At 65.6% G+C, this 21171-nt stretch carries 23 protein-coding genes; 12 read left to right on the top strand and 11 right to left on the bottom strand.

Annotated features, from left to right (window positions below):
• Window positions 1–115: 115 nt before the first annotated feature.
• On the top strand, window positions 116–343 hold the full coding sequence (locus FBZ93_RS15840) for a DUF2093 domain-containing protein (protein ID WP_076864917.1): 228 nt from the start codon (window positions 116–118) through the stop codon (window positions 341–343).
• Between the two features lie 14 nt (window positions 344–357).
• Here FBZ93_RS15840 and lpxK read toward each other — a convergent pair whose 3' ends face one another.
• The 6 genes from lpxK to FBZ93_RS15810 form a co-directional block, all read right to left on the bottom strand.
• Window positions 358–1380 carry a tetraacyldisaccharide 4'-kinase gene (gene lpxK, locus FBZ93_RS15835; protein ID WP_146986843.1) on the bottom strand — a complete coding sequence of 341 codons (1023 nt, stop codon included), beginning with the start codon at window positions 1378–1380 and terminating at the stop codon, window positions 358–360.
• Entirely contained in the window at window positions 1373–2707 is a 1335-nt protein-coding gene (locus FBZ93_RS15830; protein ID WP_146986842.1) for a 3-deoxy-D-manno-octulosonic acid transferase, read from the bottom strand. The genes lpxK and FBZ93_RS15830 overlap by 8 nt, the downstream gene beginning before the upstream one ends.
• Window positions 2670–3383, bottom strand: a complete 714-nt coding sequence (locus tag FBZ93_RS15825) for a lysophospholipid acyltransferase family protein (RefSeq protein WP_146986841.1) — start codon at window positions 3381–3383, stop codon at window positions 2670–2672. Before FBZ93_RS15825 ends, FBZ93_RS15830 begins: the two co-directional genes overlap by 38 nt.
• Entirely contained in the window at window positions 3380–3628 is a 249-nt protein-coding gene (locus FBZ93_RS15820; protein WP_050628541.1) for a DUF4170 domain-containing protein, read from the bottom strand. The genes FBZ93_RS15825 and FBZ93_RS15820 overlap by 4 nt, the downstream gene beginning before the upstream one ends.
• Before the next feature lie 145 nt (window positions 3629–3773).
• Complete coding sequence (locus FBZ93_RS15815) at window positions 3774–4583, bottom strand: 3'(2'),5'-bisphosphate nucleotidase CysQ (protein ID WP_146986840.1); 810 nt, start codon at window positions 4581–4583, stop codon at window positions 3774–3776.
• Window positions 4570–5958: a TldD/PmbA family protein gene (locus FBZ93_RS15810; protein ID WP_146986839.1), complete on the bottom strand. Its 1389-nt coding sequence runs from the start codon at window positions 5956–5958 to the stop codon at window positions 4570–4572. Before FBZ93_RS15810 ends, FBZ93_RS15815 begins: the two co-directional genes overlap by 14 nt.
• 277 nt (window positions 5959–6235) lie before the next feature.
• On the opposite strand from FBZ93_RS15810, the gene FBZ93_RS15805 reads away from it, so the two are divergent.
• The gene (locus FBZ93_RS15805) at window positions 6236–6760 is read left to right on the top strand and encodes a DUF6101 family protein (protein WP_146986838.1); all 525 of its coding nucleotides are present in this window, start codon (window positions 6236–6238) and stop codon (window positions 6758–6760) included.
• A gap of 242 nt (window positions 6761–7002) precedes the next feature.
• Here FBZ93_RS15805 and ubiA read toward each other — a convergent pair whose 3' ends face one another.
• The 3 genes from ubiA to FBZ93_RS15790 all read right to left on the bottom strand — a co-directional run bounded on the left by ubiA (window position 7003) and on the right by FBZ93_RS15790 (window position 9618).
• Complete coding sequence (gene ubiA / locus FBZ93_RS15800; protein WP_146986837.1) at window positions 7003–7935, bottom strand: 4-hydroxybenzoate octaprenyltransferase; 933 nt, start codon at window positions 7933–7935, stop codon at window positions 7003–7005.
• A 10-nt stretch (window positions 7936–7945) separates the two neighbouring features.
• Window positions 7946–8677 carry a hypothetical protein gene (locus FBZ93_RS15795; protein WP_146986836.1) on the bottom strand — a complete coding sequence of 244 codons (732 nt, stop codon included), beginning with the start codon at window positions 8675–8677 and terminating at the stop codon, window positions 7946–7948.
• A gap of 458 nt (window positions 8678–9135) precedes the next feature.
• Window positions 9136–9618: a hypothetical protein gene (locus tag FBZ93_RS15790; RefSeq protein WP_146986835.1), complete on the bottom strand. Its 483-nt coding sequence runs from the start codon at window positions 9616–9618 to the stop codon at window positions 9136–9138.
• Window positions 9619–9702: 84 nt separating this feature from the next.
• Here FBZ93_RS15790 and FBZ93_RS15785 point away from each other — a divergent pair, with 84 nt between their 5' ends.
• The 6 genes from FBZ93_RS15785 to FBZ93_RS15760 all read left to right on the top strand — a co-directional run bounded on the left by FBZ93_RS15785 (window position 9703) and on the right by FBZ93_RS15760 (window position 15904).
• Window positions 9703–10449, top strand: coding sequence for a 16S rRNA (uracil(1498)-N(3))-methyltransferase (locus FBZ93_RS15785; RefSeq protein ID WP_146986834.1), 747 nt, complete (start codon window positions 9703–9705; stop codon window positions 10447–10449).
• Between the two features lie 292 nt (window positions 10450–10741).
• Window positions 10742–11908, top strand: a complete 1167-nt coding sequence (locus FBZ93_RS15780) for an ATP phosphoribosyltransferase regulatory subunit (RefSeq protein WP_146986833.1) — start codon at window positions 10742–10744, stop codon at window positions 11906–11908.
• Window positions 11905–12882: an ATP phosphoribosyltransferase gene (gene hisG / locus FBZ93_RS15775; RefSeq protein ID WP_146986832.1), complete on the top strand. Its 978-nt coding sequence runs from the start codon at window positions 11905–11907 to the stop codon at window positions 12880–12882. Before FBZ93_RS15780 ends, hisG begins: the two co-directional genes overlap by 4 nt.
• A gap of 138 nt (window positions 12883–13020) precedes the next feature.
• Window positions 13021–14067 (top strand): glycosyltransferase family 2 protein, encoded by a 1047-nt coding sequence (locus FBZ93_RS15770; protein WP_146986831.1) that lies wholly within the window; start codon window positions 13021–13023, stop codon window positions 14065–14067.
• Window positions 14064–14906 (top strand): ChbG/HpnK family deacetylase, encoded by an 843-nt coding sequence (locus tag FBZ93_RS15765; protein ID WP_146986830.1) that lies wholly within the window; start codon window positions 14064–14066, stop codon window positions 14904–14906. The genes FBZ93_RS15770 and FBZ93_RS15765 overlap by 4 nt, the downstream gene beginning before the upstream one ends.
• Before the next feature lie 194 nt (window positions 14907–15100).
• Window positions 15101–15904 (top strand): DUF2076 domain-containing protein, encoded by an 804-nt coding sequence (locus FBZ93_RS15760; RefSeq protein ID WP_167529059.1) that lies wholly within the window; start codon window positions 15101–15103, stop codon window positions 15902–15904.
• Window positions 15905–16057: 153 nt separating this feature from the next.
• Here the strand turns inward: FBZ93_RS15760 and FBZ93_RS15755 are convergent, their stop codons facing one another.
• A complete protein-coding gene (locus FBZ93_RS15755; protein WP_146986828.1) occupies window positions 16058–16867 on the bottom strand; it encodes a L,D-transpeptidase in 810 nt (269 codons plus the stop codon).
• 310 nt (window positions 16868–17177) lie between these two features.
• On the opposite strand from FBZ93_RS15755, the gene FBZ93_RS15750 reads away from it, so the two are divergent.
• The 3 genes from FBZ93_RS15750 to FBZ93_RS15740 all read left to right on the top strand — a co-directional run bounded on the left by FBZ93_RS15750 (window position 17178) and on the right by FBZ93_RS15740 (window position 19461).
• Window positions 17178–17954 (top strand): protein phosphatase CheZ, encoded by a 777-nt coding sequence (locus FBZ93_RS15750; RefSeq protein ID WP_146987054.1) that lies wholly within the window; start codon window positions 17178–17180, stop codon window positions 17952–17954.
• Window positions 17955–18250: 296 nt separating this feature from the next.
• Complete coding sequence (locus FBZ93_RS41095) at window positions 18251–18997, top strand: hypothetical protein (protein WP_208764018.1); 747 nt, start codon at window positions 18251–18253, stop codon at window positions 18995–18997.
• 200 nt (window positions 18998–19197) lie between these two features.
• A complete protein-coding gene (locus FBZ93_RS15740; RefSeq protein ID WP_146986827.1) occupies window positions 19198–19461 on the top strand; it encodes a hypothetical protein in 264 nt (87 codons plus the stop codon).
• 425 nt (window positions 19462–19886) lie between these two features.
• Here FBZ93_RS15740 and FBZ93_RS15735 read toward each other — a convergent pair whose 3' ends face one another.
• Complete coding sequence (locus FBZ93_RS15735; protein ID WP_074129204.1) at window positions 19887–20405, bottom strand: hypothetical protein; 519 nt, start codon at window positions 20403–20405, stop codon at window positions 19887–19889.
• Between the two features lie 318 nt (window positions 20406–20723).
• Between FBZ93_RS15735 and FBZ93_RS15730 the strand changes: the two genes are divergently transcribed.
• Complete coding sequence (locus tag FBZ93_RS15730; protein ID WP_018269780.1) at window positions 20724–21020, top strand: co-chaperone GroES; 297 nt, start codon at window positions 20724–20726, stop codon at window positions 21018–21020.
• The last annotated feature ends 151 nt before the right edge of the window (window positions 21021–21171 follow it).

The raw sequence follows: 21171 nt of genomic DNA, 5'->3' as shown, positions 1-21171 counted from the left end.
CGCCAAATCATCACAAGTCGGTGGTTTAACGGGCGGACATGACCCCCTATCTGTGATAGACGGCTTCATGAACATTTAAGGCTGCCTCATCGGAGGCAAGGCGGAGAGCTCAAACGTGCTGAACAAGTTCGGTCCCTCGGGCCATGGCGAAGCGCAGGTGCAATATCTCGACGGCGATTTCCGCGTGATCTCGCCCGGCACCTTTGTGCGATGTGCCATCACCGACGTCCGGATTCCGCTCGACGAGCTGAAGTATTGGAGCGTCGACCTGCAGGAGGCCTACGCCACGCCGACCGCCGTGCTGCAGCGCCACCATCCCGGCATGGTCAAGCCGCAGGCCTGAGCTCAGGGCTCGGTTCATCTCCGCAGCCTCCTGTCCCGCGCCTTGAACAGCTGATCGGTGACGAAGCGCCGCAGCGCGGCTGCATCGTCGAATTGCATCGTCACCGCGAACGGCACGATCGCCTGTGCTGGGGCCGGCATCCCGCCCGGACCGCGCAGCCGCGTCAGATCCTTTTCCGTCGTCACCAGCGTCAGCCCATCGCTTCGCGCGTCCGCCGTGAGCTGTTCGATCTCGCCCGCCGTGAAGGCGTGATGATCGGGGAAAGCTCGGCTGCGCACGACATCGACGCCACTTGAGCGCAGCGCGTTGAAGAAGCGCGCGGGATCGCCGATGCCGGCGAAGGCGAGCGAACGAGTACCGCGCAGCGCCGCCAGCGAATCCTGGTCGGGCCTCAGATGTGCAGACAAGACCGGCTTGCCACGCGATGCGAGATCGGCCGCGATCTTTGCTGCCGCGCTCCCCTCGCCGACCACGATCAGCGCGTCGGTTCGCGCGAGCTGCGGCGACAGCGGCGCGCGCAACGGGCCTGCCGGAATCACGCGGCCGTTGCCGACGCCGCGCGTGCCGTCGATCACGATCAGGCAGGTGTCCTTGAGCACGGATGGATTCTGGAAACCGTCATCCATCAGGATCACGCTGGCGTCCTGCGCGCGCGCCAGCGCGAGGCCTGCGGCGCGGTCGCGCGACACCACGACCGGCAAGGTCCTTGCCATCATCAGCGGTTCGTCGCCTACATCGGCCGCCGTATGGCGCTCGCGATCGACCTTGACCGGTCCGGCAAGCCTGCCGCCATAGCCGCGGCTGAGCACCACCGGCCGTTCGTCGAGCTCGCGCAGCAGTTTTGCCAGCGCCAGCACCGTCGGCGTCTTGCCGGCGCCGCCGACATGATAGTTGCCGACGCAGATCACCGGAATGCCGGCATCAGCGCCGGATTGCCGCATCCGCCGCGCGGCGACCGCGCTGTACAGCGCGGCAAGAGGGCTCAACAGAGATGCGATCCAAGACGACGGCCGGTGCCAGAAGGCCGGCTCACGCATTGGCGGCTCCCATCTCGAGCCGCAACTGCAACAGATAGGGCTCGAGAGCGGTCACCGTGCGTTCCAGCGCACCACCGAGTTGCTCGACGACGCGCTCGGAAGCGGCCAGCGACGCATCACGCGACGCGGGATCGGCAAGGAACTGGCCGAGCTGCTTGACCAGCGCTTCCCGGTCGTCGGCGCGCCGCGCGCCGCCGCTACGATCGAGCGCGTCATAGACGTCGGTGAAATTGAACACGTGCGGGCCGTGCACGATCGCAGCGCCAAGCTTGATCGCCTCGATCGGATTCTGGCCGCCATGCGGGACCAGCGAGCCGCCCATGAACACGATCGGCGCCAGGCGGTAGAACAGGCCGAGCTCGCCCATCGTATCGGCGACGTAGATATCCGTTGTCGCGACCGGCAGGTCCTCGTGCGAGCGCAGGCCGGGGCGCAGGCCGGCATCCGTCACGAGTTGTGCGACCGCCTCACCGCGATGGGCGTGCCGCGGCACGATCACCGTGAGCAGCCCGGGGAAGAATTTGGCGAGCGACTTGTGCGTCTCGATCAGGATCTCTTCCTCGCCGGGATGGGTCGACGCGGCGACCACGATCGCGCGGCCGCGCGTCACCGACATCAGCCGCTCCAGCTTGGCGGGATCGGCCGGCGGCGCCGCGACGTCGAGCTTGAGGTTGCCGGTGACGACGACGTTTTGGCTGCCGAGCGCGGCAAAGCGTTCGGCGTCGGTCTTCGACTGCGCGAGGCAGATGTCGAACCGTCCGAGCAGCGCGCCGATGGTGTTGGAGACCCGGCGCCAGCGCGGGAACGAGCGCTGCGACATCCGCCCGTTGATCAGGACCATCGGCAGCCGCCGCGCGGCGCTCGACAGGATCAGGTTCGGCCACAGATCGGACTCGATGAACAGCGCCAGCGACGGATGCCAGTGATCGAGGAAGCGCGCGACATAGCGCGGTGAGTCATACGGCACGTATTGATGGATCACGTCGGGCGGAAAACGCTTGGCGACGATCGCGGCCGAGGTCACTGTCCCCGAGGTGAGCAGAATGCGCAGATTGAGCGCGCGCAGCCGTTCGATCAGCCCCACCGCCGCCAGCACCTCGCCGACGCTGGCGCCGTGGATCCACACCAGCGGGCCCTGCGGCCTGGTGTCGGCGCTGACGCCACGCCGCTCGCCGACGCGTTCGGGATCTTCCTTGCCGAGCTTGAGCCGCCGCTTGATCAGGGCAGGCGCGAGCGGCACCATCGCGGACGACAGCTTGCGGTAGACGCGCAACGTCATCGGTAGCGAGCTAGCCAAGCGTTGCCTCCGGCCGCCCGACGGCTGCATAGGCGCGCCGGGTCGCTTCGTTGAGCAGATTCTCCACGTGCTGCCGAAGCTTTTCCATGGTCGCGGCGTCGGCATCGGGCGGCACATAGACCGGCTCAATACCTACCACTGCGCCGCGCCCGAATGGCAAATTGATGGTGGTCGAATCCCAGTTTTTCAACCGGATGAATCGGCTGGTGACCATCGCAAAGGGGACGATCGGCCGGCCGGTTTCCCGCGCCAGCATGATGGCCCCGAGACCCGCCACCCGCGCCCGCTTCGGCACGTCGGCGGTGGTGGCCATGTTGCAGCCGTCTTCCAGCGCCCGCACCATCTCCAGGAAGGCGCCGACGCCGCCCTTGCGATGGAACGCGCCGGAATGGTCGCCGGAACCCCTGATGGTGCCGATGCCGAGCCGCTCCACCGCGAGGGCGTTGAACTCGCCGTCGCGGTGGCGGGAGATCAGCACCTTGGCGCGGTAGCTCGCCTTGGTCTTGATGAACGGCGTCATGAAGTGCTGGCCGTGCCAGAACACGAAGATCGCCGGCATCAGGGGCTCGACGATCTCGTAGACGTCAGACGGCTGATAGATGAAGCGGTTGGTGTACCAGACCAGCCGCAGATATTCGGCCGCAAGCACACCCAGCGCGCGCTGCACGAAGCCGCTGCGCAGCAGATCGCGAAATAGTCGTTTCAATGGGAGTGCTTTGTGTCCTGCTCAGGATCGAGCAACCGGTGGAGGTGAACGACGAAATAGCGCATCTGGGCGTTGTCCACGGTCGCCTGCGCCTTCGCCTTCCAGGCCGCATAGGCGGTCGCGTAGTTCGGGTAGACGCCGACGATCTCGACTTCGTCCAAATTCTTGAAGGTGTTGTGCTCGAGATCGGTCAACTCGCCGCCGATAACGAGGTGAAGCAGCTGAGGCTGGGCATTGTCTGACATGGTGGTGGTTTTCCTAACGAGATGCCCGGCAAAGAACTGAAGTCGTGGTCGTCACAGGTCGTGTCGTCGCAAGTCTGGTCGTCACAAGTCTGTCGTAACAAGTCTTGTTGTCACAATCGGAAGCGCGGAGCGGATCAGCGAGGCCTCACGGCAATGGACGGCTGCGAAAATGCTCGACAATGCGTGCATGACGTTCGCGTCCTGCTGCCACCAGCACCCCATGCGTCACCTCCCGGCGATTGTACTCAATCGCTTCCCCCGAGAGCGCTGTCATCTTACCACCCGCTTCCTGCACGATCAAATTCGCGGCGGCAAGATCCCAGTCGCGGCTTTGCCCGCCCGCGAAGGCCGCGTCAAGTCGACCTTGTGCTACGCGGCACAACCGCAAGGCCAGCGATCCGATCCGCGGAAACAGCGTGATCTCGTCCGGCGTCGGGCTGAGCCGTTGCACCAGCGGTTTCGGTCCGGCCATGCGCGGAAAATTGAAATCGACGCCCGCGGTCGCGTGCACGGCGGCGTCGTTTAGGGTGGCGCCCTGCCCGCGGGCGGCGAAAAAGAATTCCTCGCTCACCGGCGCATACACCGCCGCGAGTACCGGAGACGCATTTTCAACCAGCGCCACGCTGACGCACCAATCCTCGCGCCCGGCGAGATAGGCGCGGGTGCCGTCGATCGGATCGACGATCCAGGTGAAGCGCCTGTCGAGCCTGCTCGCGTCGTCGGCGCTCTCCTCCGACAGCCAGCCATAGGCCGGCGTCGCCGAGCGCAGCTGCTGCTCCAGCAGATCGTTGACCGCGATGTCGGCCTCGGAGACCGGCGAGGACGCGCCCTTGATCCAGTTCTTCAATTCGGTGCGGAACAGCGACAGCGCGAGCCGGCCCGCCTCCTGCACCGATCTGGTCAGCAAGGCGGCATCGCGCGCCTTGGTCCAGTCGTCCGTATCAGCGTCCGCCAAGCGTCAGGCCCTCGATGCGCAAGGTCGGCGAATTGACGCCATAGCGGAACTCCAGATCGTTGGCGGCGACCAGCGACTTGAACATCGGCAGCAGATGGCCTGCGATGGTCACTTCGCTGACCGGATAGGTGATCTCACCGTTCTCGATCCAGAAGCCGGACGCGCCGCGGCTGTAATCGCCGGTCACGCCGTTGACGCCGGAGCCGATCAGGTCGGTGACATAGAAGCCCTGCTTGATGTCGGAGATCAGCTCCTTCGGCGTCACCACACCGGGCTCGAGATGCAGATTATACGTTCCGGGTGACGGCGAGGACGACACGCCGCGATGCGCATGCCCTGTCGTGATCAGGCCGAGCTCGCGCGCGGTCGCGGAGTCCAGCACCCAGGTGGTCAGCACGCCTTCGTCGATCAGCGCGATCTTCTTCACCTTGACGCCCTCGGCATCGAAGGTCTGCGAGCGCAGGCCGCGCACGCGCAAGGGATCGTCGATGATACGGATGTCCCTGGAGAACAGCTGCTCGCCGAGCTTGTCCTTCAGGAAGCTGGTCTTGCGCGCGATCGAGGCGCCGTTGATGGCGCCGACCAGATGGCCGACGATCGAGCCGGCAACCCGCGGATCGAACACCACCGGCACCTTGCAGGTCTCGACCTTGCGCGGGTTCGACCGCGCCACCGCGCGTTCGCCGGCCTTGCGGCCAACGGTCGTGGGTGAATCGAGATCGGAGGCATGCGGCGCGCTGGTGAAGTCGTAGTCGCGCTCCATCCCGGTGCCCTCGCCGGAAATCGCGGTCGTGGAGATGCCGTGGCTGGAACGCAGATAAGAACCGTGGAAACCGGTCGACGTCACCAGCACCATGCCGCCGATCCCGGTCGAGGCCGACGCCCCGCCGGACTTGGTGACGCCCTTGACCGCGAGCGCCGCAGCCTCCGCCGCAATGGCGCGCTGCTCGAGCTCGGCCGTGGTCGGCACATTGCGGTCGAGCAGATCGAGGTCAGGGAAATCATGCGCATGGAGCGCGGGATCGGCCAGCCCGACATATTTGTCGTCCGGCGCCACGCGCGCCATCGCGACCGCGCGCTCGGCGAGCTTTGCGATCCCGTCGCCGGTGACGTCATTGGTCGACACCACGGCCTGGCGCTGGCCGACGAACACCCGCAGACCCACGTCGTCGCCCTCGGAGCGCTCGGTTTCCTCGACCCGGCCATCGCGCACCTCGACGCCTTGCGAGACGCCGCGCACCGCGATGGCATCGGCGGCATCGGCGCCCGCGCGCTTGGCGGCATCGACCAGGCGCTGCGCGAGGTCGCTGAGCGCGGATTGGTCAAACAGATCGGAGGTATCGCCGTGTCGCGATGCAGATGGTGAAGAGTTCACGAACGAATTCCTGCGGATTGAGGGGGGCCCGGAACGAGGTCGACAGACCTCACCAGATGTGCCGGATTCACAGGGATTTCAAGCACTTTGCGCCGGCAGGCAACAAAGATTTGAGTGATCGGTGCAAGGCTTCGTCAATCATGCGGGCCAACCTCTTGTCAATCATGGCGCCAGGTGAGGAGCGATTAACCAGGCTTTTTAAGCCGAAACGGCAATCGCTCGGCTAGGCTCTCACACATCGACCGGGGAACATAATCCCGGCGGGGAGACTAGAGCTTTGAGGCGTCAAACACCAACAAGCGGAATCAATTCCGCCGGGTCGAGCTGCGCAATGCGGCTCGACCCTCTTTCCCTTCCGCTCAGCTTCCACGCGCAGGATGCGCGCGCGGACGGCGGCACGCGGCAGGTCGAGCTTCATCGCGAACATGTCGTGCTGCGCCGCGCCGTTCTCGGGATGCGGATGGCGGTCAATGTCCGCGTCAGCGATTTCCTCGGCGTCGCGGTGCGCGGCATCGACGACGCGCAGATGCTGGTGCTGGTGCACCGCGATCCCGCGCTCTCCATTCCGCTCGGCTCCAGTTCGGATGCCGATGAAATCACCTCCGCCTGGCAGATGTGGAGCGACATCTTCCGTTTGCCGCAACTGAGCGAGCCGGCACCGCGGACGCCTGCCCCGCGCCGCCGACGCCGCAACGCGATCCGCGCGCGCCGCCCGAAATTCCTGGTCCGCCGCCGCGCCGGATTCCGTCTCAACGAAGCCAACGTGCATCGCGACGAACGCGAGATCATCGCGCGGGATTGAGTTTTCGCACTCAGGTCGAGCCTCAAACTCTTTGTCGTCTTGGCGAAAGCCAGGACCCATAACCACCGAGTTTGATTGTGAACGGGATCATAGCTCCGGCGTCGCGCAACAATGGGCAGCTGGGGTAATGGGTCCTGGCTTTCGCCAGGACGACGGCGGTGGATGGTTCTCGATTCAATACGTCAAACACGTGGTGCCATCACCCGCACCGGGCGATGACAGCGTGGATGAGGACGCAGCGATTACCCCGCCCGCATCACCGCGTCGATGACCATGCTCGCGAACAGGATGAAGCCGGCGTCGCGGTTGGATTTGAAGATACGCAGGCAGAGCGCCGGGTCGCTGGTGTCGAGCCGGCGGACCTGCCAGGCGAGGTGCAAGCCAAACGCCGCAAGGCCGATCCAGGCCGGCCAGCGCGCGCCTGCGAGCGCGAACGCCACGCCGATCAAGAGCACGGCGAGGCCATAGAAAATCACCAGCGCCCGATGGGTGCGCGCGCCGAACAGCCGCGCGGTGGATTTGACGCCGATCAGCGCATCATCCTCGGCGTCCTGATGGGCGTAGATGGTGTCATAGGCGATCACCCAGGCGATCGATCCGGCGTAGAGCGCGATCGCGGTCAGATCGATGCGTTCGAGCGTCACCGCAAATCCCATCAGGGCGCCGTAGGAGAAGGCGAGGCCGAGCACGACCTGCGGCCACCAGGTGATCCGCTTCATGAACGGGTAGATCGCAACGATCACCAGCGAGGCGATGCCGGTCATGACCGCGAAGCGGTTGAACTGCAGCAGCACGAGGAGCCCGATCAGCGCCTGCAGCACCATGAAGACCACCGCCTGCGTCACCGTCACCTGCCCGGCCGGGATCGGGCGCGACCGGGTGCGCTCGACCCTGGCGTCGAGATCGCGGTCGGTGATGTCGTTCCAGGTGCAGCCCGCGCCGCGCATCACGAAGGCGCCGATGAAGAACAGCAGGACTGTGAGCGGGAGCGAGCGAACATCATGCGCGACGCCGGCGGCGAGTGCCGCCGACCACCAGCATGGCATCAACAGCAGCCAGGAGCCGATCGGCCGGTCGTAGCGCGCAAGCCGCAGATAGGGCCGCGACCAGACCGGCGCATGGGTATCCACCCAGTTGCCTGTGGAGTCGGCAACGCGGGCGGAGACATCGCTCATCTGCGATCCATCATCGGGTCAGAACGTTGCCGTTCAGGGTGTCGAAGGTGCTGCCGCCCTTCTTGGTCGGGGTCGCTTCCGGCAGCGAGGCGGACGAGCCGAGCACGTCGCTCAGCGACGGCCCCGCGGGCCCGCGCGGCTGCGCCGCCGCCTGCTCCGCGACGTTGCAGACCTTCTTCAGCAGCGCTTCGGTATTCTTGTGACCGTCCTTGAGCTGGTTGGAGACCTGCGGCGGAATTCCGCACTTCGTCGCGTTGGTGTCGACATACTTGATCATTCTGACTTCAGCCTGGCTGTAATTGCCGATCAGCTTGCAGGCCTCTTGCGGGCTGGCGTGCCGGTCGCTGGCCGCCTTGATCGCCTTGCCGCGCTTCTCGGTCTCCTCGCGCAGCGGCACGAAATCCTTCATGCAGGCGTCACCGGGACCCCCACCACCACCGGCCCCCGGCGGGGGCGGTGGGGATGACAGACCGCCGCCGGCGATCGGAGCCGCACCATTGGACGGAAATGCCGACGGCGTAGCGCCGACCCTGGCCGCCGGCGCGCCGTTGACTGGCGGGAACGCTGGATCGGGAGCGGTCGCGGCCCTGGCCGGCCGCGCGCCATTCACCGGCGGGAACGCGGGGTCGTTGACGCTGCCGGCCTGTCCAGGCAGCGGAGCCGGAAAAGCGCTCTGCGCAGCGGCCTGCCCCGCAGAGAGGGCGGTCGCGGCAACGGTCAGCACGATCAGTCGGCGGATCATCGAGGGTGTTTCTCCGGCAAAAGGTCCAGGCAACCCCAGCGCAACGAAAACGAAGCAACGAAATTGGGGGCGTTTTACGATTCCTGTGAGCCCTTAACAACCCGTGGATTTGGGCGACAGCGCGGCGTAGGGCCACACCGGCCACATTAAATTGTTCCCGGATTCTAAGCCTTTAGGCTACGAACGGCGGTAAAAACGGGGCTTCAAATCTGCCTGAACAGGATTTTCGGTCATCCGCCGACCTGAATCTGCGGGCCGCACCGGCCGAACAACAAAAGGGGCCGCGTGCAAGCGACCCCTCGGACTTCAATATGACTTGGTGACAGAAGCAATGTATCGACAGTTCCTTTCTAGTCGGCCTGCGAGTTCATGGCGAGTCCGCGGGATTACGGTGTTGTTCGGTTTGGTAAATTTGCGCGCGGCACTGAAGCCGCCTCGGCGCCGGCGAACGATGGCCGTCAGGGAATTTGACGGTTGATCAGGTGATCGAAGTCGCCGACCTGTCCTGCGGGCCGGGCTGCAGCCTGTTCTGCCTTCGCGCAGACCTTCCTGAGCAATGTTTCGGTATTGGTGTGACCAGTCTTGAGCTGGACCGCAATCTGCAACGGAATTGCACAGCGGGCCGCATTGGCTTCGACAAATTTGATCATCTTGATCTCGGCTTGGTTGTAGCTGTTGATCAAGGTGCAGGCTTCGGCGGGCGGCGCGTGGCGATCCGCGGCCGCCTTGATCAACCTGCCCCTCGCCTCGGTATCCCGGCGCAGCGAAGCGAAATCGTTGGTGCAGGCTTCGGAAGATGGCTCTGGGACAGCGCCATCGCTCGGAAATGGCGGAGGTCCGCCCTGAGCGAACGCATTGCCGGCCGGCGCGGATGCAGCGGCCAGTGCCAGCAGCAGCAATGAGCGATAGACCAACACGAGTGCCTCTCCGATCGCCTTCAAGGGCTACATGGGCATGAGCCGATACATCGCCGCTACCTGGCAGCGTCTTTTGGGCTAAAACGCGGCCCGGAACCGGAATAGGACATGCCCGAACACGATTTTCGCAGCCCCCGTTTGTTCGTCGATGCGCCGCTTGGCGCCGGCGCAACCGTTTCGCTCGAACGCGACCAGAGCAATTATCTCGGCAACGTGCTGCGGCTTGGTGCCGGCGACACCGTGCTGGTGTTCAACGGGCGTGACGGCGAATGGCGCGCGGCGATTTCCGGCCGCAAGCGCGCCGACACGCTGACGATCACGGCGCAGACCCGCGCGCAGGATCGCCTGCCCGACGTCGCCTATGTGTTCGCGCCGCTGAAGCATGCGCGGCTCGACTACATGGTGCAAAAGGCCGTCGAGATGGGCGCCGCGCGGCTGGTGCCGGTGCTGACGCGCTTCACCCAGGTGTCGCGGGTCAATGGCGAACGGATGCGCGCCAATGTGGTCGAGGCTGCCGAGCAATGCGGCATCATCTCGCTTGCCGAGGTCGCCGATCCCGTGCCCCTCGAGCGCTTCCTCGCCGGCCGCGACCGGGCGCGGCTATTGGTGTTCTGCGACGAGGCGGCCGAGGTCGAAAACCCGGTGCAGGCGTTGCAGGCGGCGAAGGCTCTGAATGCCGGGGTCGACGTCCTGGTCGGCCCCGAAGGCGGCTTCGCCGAGGAGGAGCGCGCGCTGCTGCTGCGCCAGCCCACCATCCTGCGCCTCGCACTCGGCCCGCGCATCCTGCGCGCCGACACCGCCGCCGTCGCCGCGCTGGCACTGGTGCAGGCGGCGCTCGGGGATTGGGGGCAGTAAGGGCGAGCTGCGTAGCCCGGATGAAGCGAAGCGCAATCCGGGTAGGTCCACAACGAGGCGAGGTGACCCGGATTTCGCTGCGCTCCGTCCGGGCTACGACGCCGCGCCTGTGGGGAACATCTGCACCTAGCCAAGCCGTCGCAAAATCGTTAACGAACCCAATCATTAAGCCACTTGGCTGATCTTTGGCTGATCCCTGTCGTAACCATGGATCGGCCGTGCTAAGGGCTCCGCCAACACCACCTTTGGAACCGGCCTCGAAACGCGATTGCGGGGCGAATTGGACCTTGAGATGACCGAAGCTGCCGCACCACGATCCGCCGCCGGATCCGCTCTATGGGCGGATGCGCTGCTGGCCTCGTTCGCGCAGGCCGGTTACGTCAGGTCCGAACCGGCGATCCTGCAGCCGGCCGAGCCGTTCCTCGACCTCTCCGGCGAGGACATCCGCAAGAGCCTGTATCTGACGACCGACCCAAGCGGCGAAGAGCTCTGCCTGCGCCCGGACCTCACGATCCCGGTGGCACGCGACTACCTCGCCTCGCCTCGTGCCGGCCAGCCGGCCGGCTTCAGCTATCTCGGCCCGGTGTTCCGCTATCGCGGCGGCGCGCCGAGCCAGTTCCTGCAGGCCGGCATCGAATCCTTCGGACGGCAGGACCGCGCCGCGGCCGACGCCGAGATGCTGGCGCTGGCGCTGGAGGCGACCACCGCGTTCGGGCTGAAAGACGTCGAGATCCGCACCGGCGACGTCGCGCTGTTCAACGCGCTGATCGATGCACTGGAGCTCTACCCGGTGTGGCGACGGCGCCTGATCAAGGATTTCAACCGCAAGGTCTCGCTGACCGACGACATCGAGCAGCTGACACTCTCGACCGCGCCGGGCCGCAACGAATATGAGGGCGTGCTGGCGGCGCTGGCCGGCTCCGACCGCAAGGCGGCGCTGGCGCTGGTCACCGACCTGATGTCGATTGCCGGCACCACCAATGTCGGCGGCCGCACGGTGGCCGAGATCGCCGACCGCTTCCTCGAACAATCGACCTTGAAGGCCGGCGCGCTGCCGCGCGATGCGGTCGCGACCATCAAGCGCTTCCTCGCCATCTCGGGCGATCCCGACGACGCGGTGGCGCAGCTGCGCGCGCTGGCCAGTGACGCCAAGCTCGACCTTGCCGCCGCGATCGACCAGTTCGAGAGCCGGGTCGGCTTCATGGCCGCGCGCGGCATCGACATCAGGACAACGCGGTTTTCGACCGCATTCGGCCGCGGCCTCGACTACTACACCGGCTTCGAATTCGAGCTGCACGCCAAGGGCAACGGCAGCGAGCCGCTGGTCGCGGGCGGCCGCTATGACGGGCTGATGTCGCAGCTCGGATCGGCCAATCCGATCCCCGCGGTCGGCTTCTCGGTCTGGATCGAGGCGATGACCCGGCATGGCAAGGCCGCCGGCCGCGGAGCCACCCAATGAGCACGCCCTTTGTCGTCGCCGTTCCGTCCAAGGGACGCCTGCAGGAAAACGCGGAAAGCTTCTTCGCCCGCGCCGGGCTGACGCTGTCGAAGGCGGGCGGCGCGCGCGACTATCGCGGCACCATCGCCGGCGTCGACAATGTCGAGATCGCCTATCTGTCGGCGAGCGAGATCGCGGCCAATCTGGCGCGCGGCGCGGTGCATCTCGGCGTCACCGGCGAGGACCTGGTGCGCGAGAGCATTCCGGATCCCGACAAGCGCGTGCTGATGATCGAAGGCCTCGGCTTCGGCTTCGCCAATGTCGTGGTCGCGGTGCCGCAGGCCTGGATCGACGTCCGCACCATGGCCGACCTCGACGACGTCGCGAGCGGCTTCCGCGAGCAGCACAATCACCGCATGCGGGTTGCGACCAAATACATCAACCTGACGCGCGGCTTCTTCGCCAAGCACGGCGTCGGCGACTACCGCATCGTCGAGAGCGCCGGCGCCACCGAAGGCGCGCCCGCGGCCGGCACCGCCGAATTGATCGTCGACATCACGACGACAGGCGCGACGCTCGCCGCCAACGGGCTGAAAGTGCTCGACGACGGCGTGATGCTGCGCAGCCAGGCCAATCTGGTGGCCTCAAAGGATGCCGACTGGTCGACCGGCGCCCGCGAGACCGCGCGCGTCATCCTCGACCACATCGCCGCACGGGCCCGTGCGGCCAAGTACCGCGAGGTCCGCACCCGCTTCGCCGGCTGCAACGATGCGCTGCTGTCCGAGGCGCATCAGCGCTTCGGCGTGGTCGCCCCGTTCGGCGGCCCGACCTCGTCGGGCATGCTTACGCTGCACTGCCCACCGGACAAGCTCTACGCGCTCGGCAGCTTCCTGCGCGAGCACGGCGCCGAAACCGTCTCGGTGGTGTCGCTGGACTATGTGTTCGACCGCGAGAATCCGCTGTTCGCCAAGCTCGAGGCGTTCCTGCGACAATGAGTCGGCCCGGCCGTTCATGTTGGCGACAGCCGGCCGCCGGTACCATATTGTGTTCGTGATCGCTCGTTGTGACGCGTTTTCTGCACGCGAACCGGAACCCGCTTCGCCCGACAACGCTCTAGTTCTGGAACCTGACCGATGATGCTGGGCTCTGACGTTTCCAGCCTGACCACGACCGCCAAGACCGCCGCCGCGCAGGGTCTGTCCATCGTCGTGCCCGTCTACAACGAGGCCGCCGGGCTAAGTGCGCTGCACCAACGGCTGATCGACCTCGCGAGGTCGCTGCGCGCCCGCTACGGGCTGGCCTGCGAAGTGATCTATGTCGACGACGGCAGCGCTGACGATACGCTCGCCATCACGCGCGGCCTGCCCGCCGATGGGCTCGACCTGCAGGTGGTGTCGCTGTCGCGCAATTTCGGCAAGGAGGCGGCGCTGATGGCCGGCCTCGACCATGCCCGCCGCGGCGCGGTGCTGTTCATGGATGGCGACGGCCAGCATCCGCCCACCCTGGTGGAGCAACTGGTCGCGCACTGGATCGATGACGGCTACGACGTGGTCTACACCGCGAAGGCGCATCGCGACAATGAATCGGCGGCGCGGCGGCTTGCCGTGCGCGGCTTCTACGCGTTGATCAACTGGGGCGCGCGGCAGCAGATCCCCGAGGATGCCGGCGACTTCCGCCTGCTGTCGCCGCGCGCGGCGGCGGCCTTGCGGCAATTGCCGGAGCGCAACCGCTTCTTCAAGGGCCTCGCCAGCTGGATCGGCTTCAAGCAGATCCGTGTCGACTACGAGCCGGCGCCGCGGGCGCATGGCGTCACCACCTTCAACGCCGGACGGCTGATCGGCCTCTCGATCGAGGGCCTGACCTCGTTCTCGGTGGCCCCGCTGCGCTTTGCCAGCCTGCTCGGCGCGCTGCTCGCGGGCGCGGCCTTCCTGTTCGGCCTCTCGATCCTTTGGGAAGTCTTGACCACCGGCAAGCAGGTGCCCGGATATCCGTCGCTGATGATCGGCGTGATGACGATCGGCGGCGTGCAGCTGATCATGATCGGCATCGTCGGCGAATATATCGGCAAGATCCTCTCCGAGCTGAAGGCCCGGCCGATCTACTTCGTCGCCGAGCATACCGAGAAGCACGCCGACGGCGGCGCGACGCAAGATGCCTCCGAGCGGACCGCCGCCGAATGAGCGAAATCCCGCCGCGCCGGATCTGGCTGTGTGCTGACGATTATGGCTTGAGTGACGGCGTCAACCGCGCGATCCGCGATCTGATCGATCGCGGCCGCCTCAATGCGACGTCGGTGATGATGGTGACGCCGGCGATCGGCCGCGAGGCCGCGGCCGCATTGCAGGAATCGGTCGCGAAAAGCCCGCGCTGCGCGATCGGGCTGCATGTGACGCTGACCGCGCCGTTCCGGCCGCTGACCATGCATTTCCGCCCGCTCGACGGCGACATGTTCCTGCCGTTCCCGCGGCTGCTGCGCGCCGGGCTGATGCACCGGCTCGACGCCGAGCTGGTTCATGCCGAGGTGCTGGCGCAGCTCGATGCGTTCCACGAGCTGTTCGGCCGCGCGCCCGATTTCGTCGACGGCCACCAGCACGCGCAATTGTTCCCGCAGGTCCGCGACGGCTTCCTGCGCGCCGTGAAGGAGCGCGCGCCGGACGCCTGGGTGCGGCAGTGCGGCCGCGAAGGTCCGCTCGCGCGCCAGCTGGCGGCACCGAAGGCGCTGGTGCTCAACGTGCTCAGCACCCAGTTCCGGATCAAGGCGCAGCGATCCGGCCTGCGCTTCAACCCGGCCTTCGCCGGCGCCTATGATTTCACCCGCGAGAACGATTTCGCGGCGCTGATGCGCGGCTTTCTCGACGGCCTGCCGGAGGACGGGCTGGTGATGTGCCACCCCGGTTTCGTTGATGAAACACTTGAGAGCCTCGACCCGCTGACGACGCAGCGCGAAACCGAGCATGCCTATCTCGCCGGCGACGATTTCCCGGCGCTGCTGGCCCTGAATAAAGTTACACTCGAATAGAGTTACACAGGCCTGACGCTTGTTTTGGCCCGTTTTCTTCGCGCGAACCGGTATCCACATCGCTCGAAAACGCTTCAGGTTCATCCGGTCGTATTGTCGCATACATAAATTTAATTCTGGCCCCCACTCCTTGCGCCACAAAGCCCGTCCTACATCAGCCGCGCGCCGATTCGATCGACGCGATGGAGAACGCCATGACACCGCAAGAACGCCAATTGATCGACGATCTCTTCGACCGGCTCGCCAAGCTGGAGAATGCCCCGCGCGACAGCGAGGCCATGTCCGCGATCATGCAGGGCCTGCGCAACGCGCCGAATGCGGTCTACGCGCTGGTGCAGACCGCGCTGGTGCAGGACGAGGCACTGAAGCGCGCCCATGACCGGATCCAGGAGCTCGAGGCCGCGGTCGGCCAGCAGCAGGGGGCGCAGCAGCAGGGCGGCGGGTTCCTCGATTCGATGCGCGATGCGATCTTCGGCCAGGGACAAGGCCAGCCGCACGGCTCGGTGCCGCCGGTGCGCGCGCCCGACATCGGCGGCGGCCGCCCGGTCTGGAACTCGGGACAGGCAATCCAGCAGGCCGGCGGCTACGGCCAGCCGCAATACGGCCAGCCGTATAACGGCCCCCAGCCCCCGGCCTTCGGCAGCGGCGCGCCCGGTGGCGGTGGCGGCTCGTTCCTCGGCACCGCGGCTGCGGCCGCGGCCGGTGTGGTCGGCGGCGGGCTGCTGCTCTCCAGCATCCGCGGCATGATGGGTGGCAGCGGCCACCAGTCGCTGGCCGATGCCGGCAGCCTCACTGGCGGTTCGCGTCCCTGGGGCGGCGACCAGTCATCGAGCGACCTCGCGCGTGACGCCGGGGTCAACGACATCGGCTCCAACCGCGACAGCGGCTCGCGCGCCGGCGCGTTCGACCAGGCGCAGGCCGACCGGGACAGCGACGATGATCAAGACGCCGACGACTTCGACGATAACGGCGGCGACGACAACAGCGATTACGCGTAAACGCGATCGCTGAAACGACAACGGCCGCTCCAATCGAGCGGCCGTTTTAGTTTGATCAATCGTAGCCCGGATGGAGCGAAGCGCAATCCGGGGCAGGTCTATCCGCGATGAAGTCCGTCCCGGATTTCGCTTCGCTGCATCCGGGCTACACTCTCACATCACGACGACCTTGGCGCCGACATTGACGCGGCCGTAGAGGTCGATCACGTCCTCGTTGCGCATCCGGATGCAGCCGGACGAGACGTTGGTGCCGATCGTCCAGGGCTCGTTGGAGCCGTGGATGCGATAGAGCGAGGAGCCGAGATACATCGCGCGGGCGCCGAGCGGATTCTCCGGACCGCCTTCCATGTGCCGCGGCAGATCGGGACGGCGCGCCAGCATTTCCGGCGGCGGCGTCCAGGCCGGCCACTCCTTCTTGGCCGAGATCGTCTTGGTGCCGGCCCAGGTGAAGCCGGGCCGTCCGACGCCGATGCCGTAGCGCAGCGCGCGGCCGTCGCCCTGCACCAGATAGAGGAATTTGTTCGGCGTATCGACCACGATGGTGCCGGCGCCTTCCTTACCGTGATAGTCGACCAGCTGTTTTTCATATTGCGGATCGAACGGACGCTGGGTCGGATCGCCCGCGGCCTCTTGCTGCTGACGGATCATCTGCTGCTGCGGATCCATAGGCGGCAGCCCCTGGCGATTGCCGTAATAGGCCGGCTGCTGCTGATACATCGGCTGCGGCGCATAACCCTGCGACGATGGCGCATCGCCGAACAGGAATTCGATGAAGCCGCCGCCCATGTTGGAGCGTTGCGGCTGCACATAGGCGGTGCGCATCGGCGGCTGCGGTGCGCCCTGGTTGGCGTAGATCACGGTGGGCTCGGCTGAGGTCACCGCGTCGATCGCCATGGCGTGATGGGGAACGGCAATAAGAGAAGACGCGCCGGCGAGCAGCGCAAGCGTGGTTTTCCTGAACATCGACGTACTCTGTACTGGTTTCGTCGTGACGTGATGCGCGAGGGCGCCGACTTGCGCCGTTGCACGTGGTCAATAAGCAATGAAAACCGCATCGGTTTGGTAAACGGATCGGCCGTTTGGATTCACCACGTCGGCAATGCGGCGTGGTTTTGCCCGGTAGCGTTTATTTTGCGTGAACGCCGCAGTGACATGGTTAATCGCAGGTAGCGCCGCGGTGACGCACGATCCGCGCAAACTGTTCCCGCGTGAACCTGACGTTAAATCCGCGCTGTCTAGAACGGACTGCAGTGAAGGGGCGGGAATGAAAATCATGTCAGTGAAGCGCAAGCGTTTTCGTGTCGAGCAGGCGATGGGTGAGGTTGTGATGCCGGAGCCGGACGTGGCCGGTGGTGCCGACCTCGGTCCGATGCATCGCGAGATCATGGCCGAGCTTCGCTCGATCCGCGCCCAGATGGCCGCAGCACCGGCGCAGCGCAGCGGCGACAGCGTCGATGCCGCGGTCGCCCGCGAAGTCGCCGAGACCCTCGCGCTACTCGAGACCTACCGCGCGCAGGTCGAACAGTGCGAGAAGCTCAAGGTCGAGCTCGACCTGATCCACGATGCGATTAGCCGCACCAAGCGCGAGATCGCGGTGCTGCACGGCAAGAGCTTCAACGGCGAGGAGATGGCCAAGGTCAATGGCGAGCTCGGCGCCGTGGTCGGTGGCACCGAGCAGGCCACCCAGCAGATCCTCGAAGCGGTCGAGGCGATCGACCAGGCCGCGAGCGCGCTGGCGAACAACGTCACGCCGGACCAGCAGAAGCGGCTCAGCGAAGACATTCAGGAGCGCGTGGTCTCGATCTTCGAGGCCTGCAACTTCCAGGACCTCACCGGCCAGCGCATCAGCAAGGTGATGCAGACGATGAAGTTCATCGAGCAGCACATCAACGAGATGATGAACATCTGGGGCGGCGTCGACGCGATCAAGACCCACTCCCCGCCGATCGTCGACACCCGCGAGGGCGATGCCCGCCTGCTCAACGGCCCCAAGCTCGACGGCGACGCCGGCCACGCCTCGCAGGACGACATCGACGCGATGTTCAACTGAGGTCAGTCCAGAGACAGACGAAACGCCGGTCCTGAGGGCCGGCGTTTTTGTTTGGGCGATAGCCCGGGCCCCGAGCTGCGCGATCGGCACCAACGTCCAGAACTTCTAGACCTTTGACTTGGATCAAGCAGTGTCGAGGCAGGTGAGAGATCAGTCAGAACCTCTCTCGATCACATGCAATTTGTGCCAATTGCGACAGCTGGAAATCTGCTGGCAGCTTTTGTGTCGCTGACGCATACTGTGTGTGAGGGAAATTGTCATGCATGTGCCGGGAGCCAACATTGGGTGCCGGTTGCATGGGACTTCCGGAGCAAATCCGGTCGCCCCAGGTTGGGGCTTGTACTTCCACTCAGCATATCATCACAGGTTTGCCGCCGCTCGCCGCGCACATCCGGCGAGGTGAAGTCGGCATCTCTCGGGCGCTGCTGAAGCGCGAGGCGGTCTTTTGCGGCTGTGGCGATGAGCGGCGGGTTTTCATTCGTGCGGATCGCCTGCGCCTTGTGATCGGATCTCTGATTTTGGGGGGAGCTACTGGAGTAACTCAACACTGGAGATTCAACATGACGCGAAGAACTGTCAGGACTACTGCAATTGCGCTCTCGACTTTCGCTTGCGCGACACTGTTCTCCATCACCTGGTCCGAGCATGGCGGCATTTCAGCATCGGTCGAATGCGCCCAGGCGCGTGTGGGCCGGCCGCTGACGCCCGTGAGCGTCGCGGGCGTTGCGCGTCGCCACGCAAGACGCGCCGCGTACGGATACGGCTACGCCGGCGCGGGCATCGCCGCAACGGCAGCGGTCGCCACGGCAGCCGCAACGACGGCGGCGTATTCCGGCTGGGGCACAAACGACTGGACCAATTCATATGCCGCCCAGACGGATCCCCACTATGGCCAGCCTTACTACCCGGCACGAGCCTACCAGGGGGTCAGTCCCTACTACGGATATGCCGGATGGGCGGACTACAAGGCAGCCAATGGCATCAGCTGCGAACCCGGCACGATGACGAAGATGGCTGACGGCAACATGTACGTTTGTCAGTGAAGTCGGCACAATGGCATCACGGGGCGGCTCAACGAGCCGCCCATTTGACCTTCACGATGCAGTATACCGATCGTGCATAGCGACGGGCACGCCGTGCGTTGATCTACGTCAACACCACCTGACCCACGCCACTCACATGCTGGGCCGCGCATGAAGCGGCTCGACCACCCTTTCGGTCGCCCGCGATGAGGAGGATCACCATGCATCGGACGAACTTTCTTTCCACCAGGTCGATGACAGTTGCGGGGATTGCGGCCAGCCTCACCCTGGGGGTTGCAGGTGTCGCTCTCACTCCAGCACCGGCCAAGGCCGTCGTTTACTGCACCTATGTCGGCTATCCGCACGGTTGCGTGGCACGGGCGGGTGTCGTGCTCAGGCCGCGTCCGGTGGCGCGCGCCGCGGTACGTCATAACGTGGGCGGCAACATGAATGGCGGCGTCAACCGCGTTGGCGTGCGGCGGTAAGGCAATTGTTTGCCGGTCGCGACTTTGGGCGGCGGACAACAAGCGAGGTTCGTCCTCCGAGGTCTGTTCAGAGACAAGGGAAAACGCCGGCCTCGAGTGCCGGCGTTTTTATTTGGGCAGCATCCCATCCTTCCGTCATGGCGAGCGAAGCGAAGCAATCCATTGCACCGCAGATGCGGGTCGATGGATTGCTTCGTCGCTTCGCTCCTCGCAATGACGGCAGCCTTCCCTTCTCCCCTTGTGGGAGAAGGTGGCGCGCAGCGCCGGATGAGGGGTTCGATCCGCGAACTCGGACCGAGAGAGAGTCACCCGCGGAGAGATACCCCTCACCCGAATTGCATCTGGCGATGCAATTCGACCTCTCCCACAAGGGGAGAGGTGCACTGCCGATGTGGCACTAGCTCGGGAGAAGTCAGGCCTCTTCGTTACGCCCTTGGCGCGCAGCGGACGTAGACCATGTTGCCGTAGCGGGTGGCGGCGTCCTTGTCGACGAAGCGGGTGATCAGGACCCTTCCGTCGAACGAGATGATCTCGCGGTCCTGCTCGCCGGGCACCGGTCCGGGCGGGCCGATATAGTTCTTGCCGCTCGGGGAACCCTTGAGCCGCAATTCCTGCGGGGTGGCCTGGTCGGCCAGATGCATGATGACGCCGCCGTTCTGGCCGGCACCGATCACGTAAGGCTGCTTGCACTGGCCGCGCGCGGCGGCCTCGGTGCGGGCGCGGTCGGCGGGATTCTGGAACGAGGCGAGACCCCAGCGGCCGACGATCTCGTCGGGGCGGATGCTCGCCGGCATTTCCGGGGCGACCCCCGGTTCGGAGGGCGCCGGCTCGGGGTTCGACGACAACGACGGCAGGCTCATGCTGCCGCACGCTCCCAAGAGTGTCGTCAGCGCCGAAACGGCCGCGAACCGTGCGACCAATCGCGCGTTGAGTGACCTGATCATATGTATCCCCCGACTATGTCCCGGCCGCACCCGTCCTGCAGCCAAGCGTAAAACTTAAGACGGAGCAATGACGTCTGACAAAATTACGTCATCGCTACGATTTGGTTTCTGGTCCACCATCCTATATTGGCCTCACCAAGGCCTTAACCCGTTTGCTTGACAGAAACTGCGCCAAGCCATATTTCCCGGCCCACAATTAGCACTCTCGCACCACGATTGCTAAATGCGCAGGGCGTCCTGCCCTGCGCCGACCGGGCCGGCATTCAACGCCGGTCTCGATGAACCGGACCTGAAACCGAGCCTCCAAGAGGGAACGTCATGGCTAAATCCACCTTCCGCCCACTGCATGACCGCGTCGTGGTCAAGCGTATCGATGCCGAGGAGAAGTCCAAGGGCGGCATCATCATTCCGGACTCGGCCAAGGAGAAGCCGTCGCAGGGCGAGATCGTCGCCGTCGGCCCGGGTGGCCGCGACGAGGCCGGCAAGCTGATCCCGATCGACCTCAAGGTCGGCGACCGCGTGCTGTTCGGCAAGTGGTCGGGCACCGAGGTCAAGCTCGACAACCAGGAGCTCCTGATCATGAAGGAGTCCGACATCATGGGCGTGCTGGCGTAAGCCCACGAACTCCGAGGTCCGCTGCGTCTGCGTGGCGACCCTCTTCCCTTCTCCCCTTGTGGGAGAAGGTGGCGCGCAAGGCGCGCCGGATGAGGGGTCTCCATCCGCGGAGACAGACCCCTCACCCGTCCGCGATGCTCCCGCATCGCGT

This window comes from Bradyrhizobium macuxiense (assembly GCF_007993935.1).
Lineage (GTDB): Bacteria > Pseudomonadota > Alphaproteobacteria > Rhizobiales > Xanthobacteraceae > Bradyrhizobium > Bradyrhizobium macuxiense_A.
This window is presented reverse-complemented; position numbering and strand designations above follow the sequence as displayed.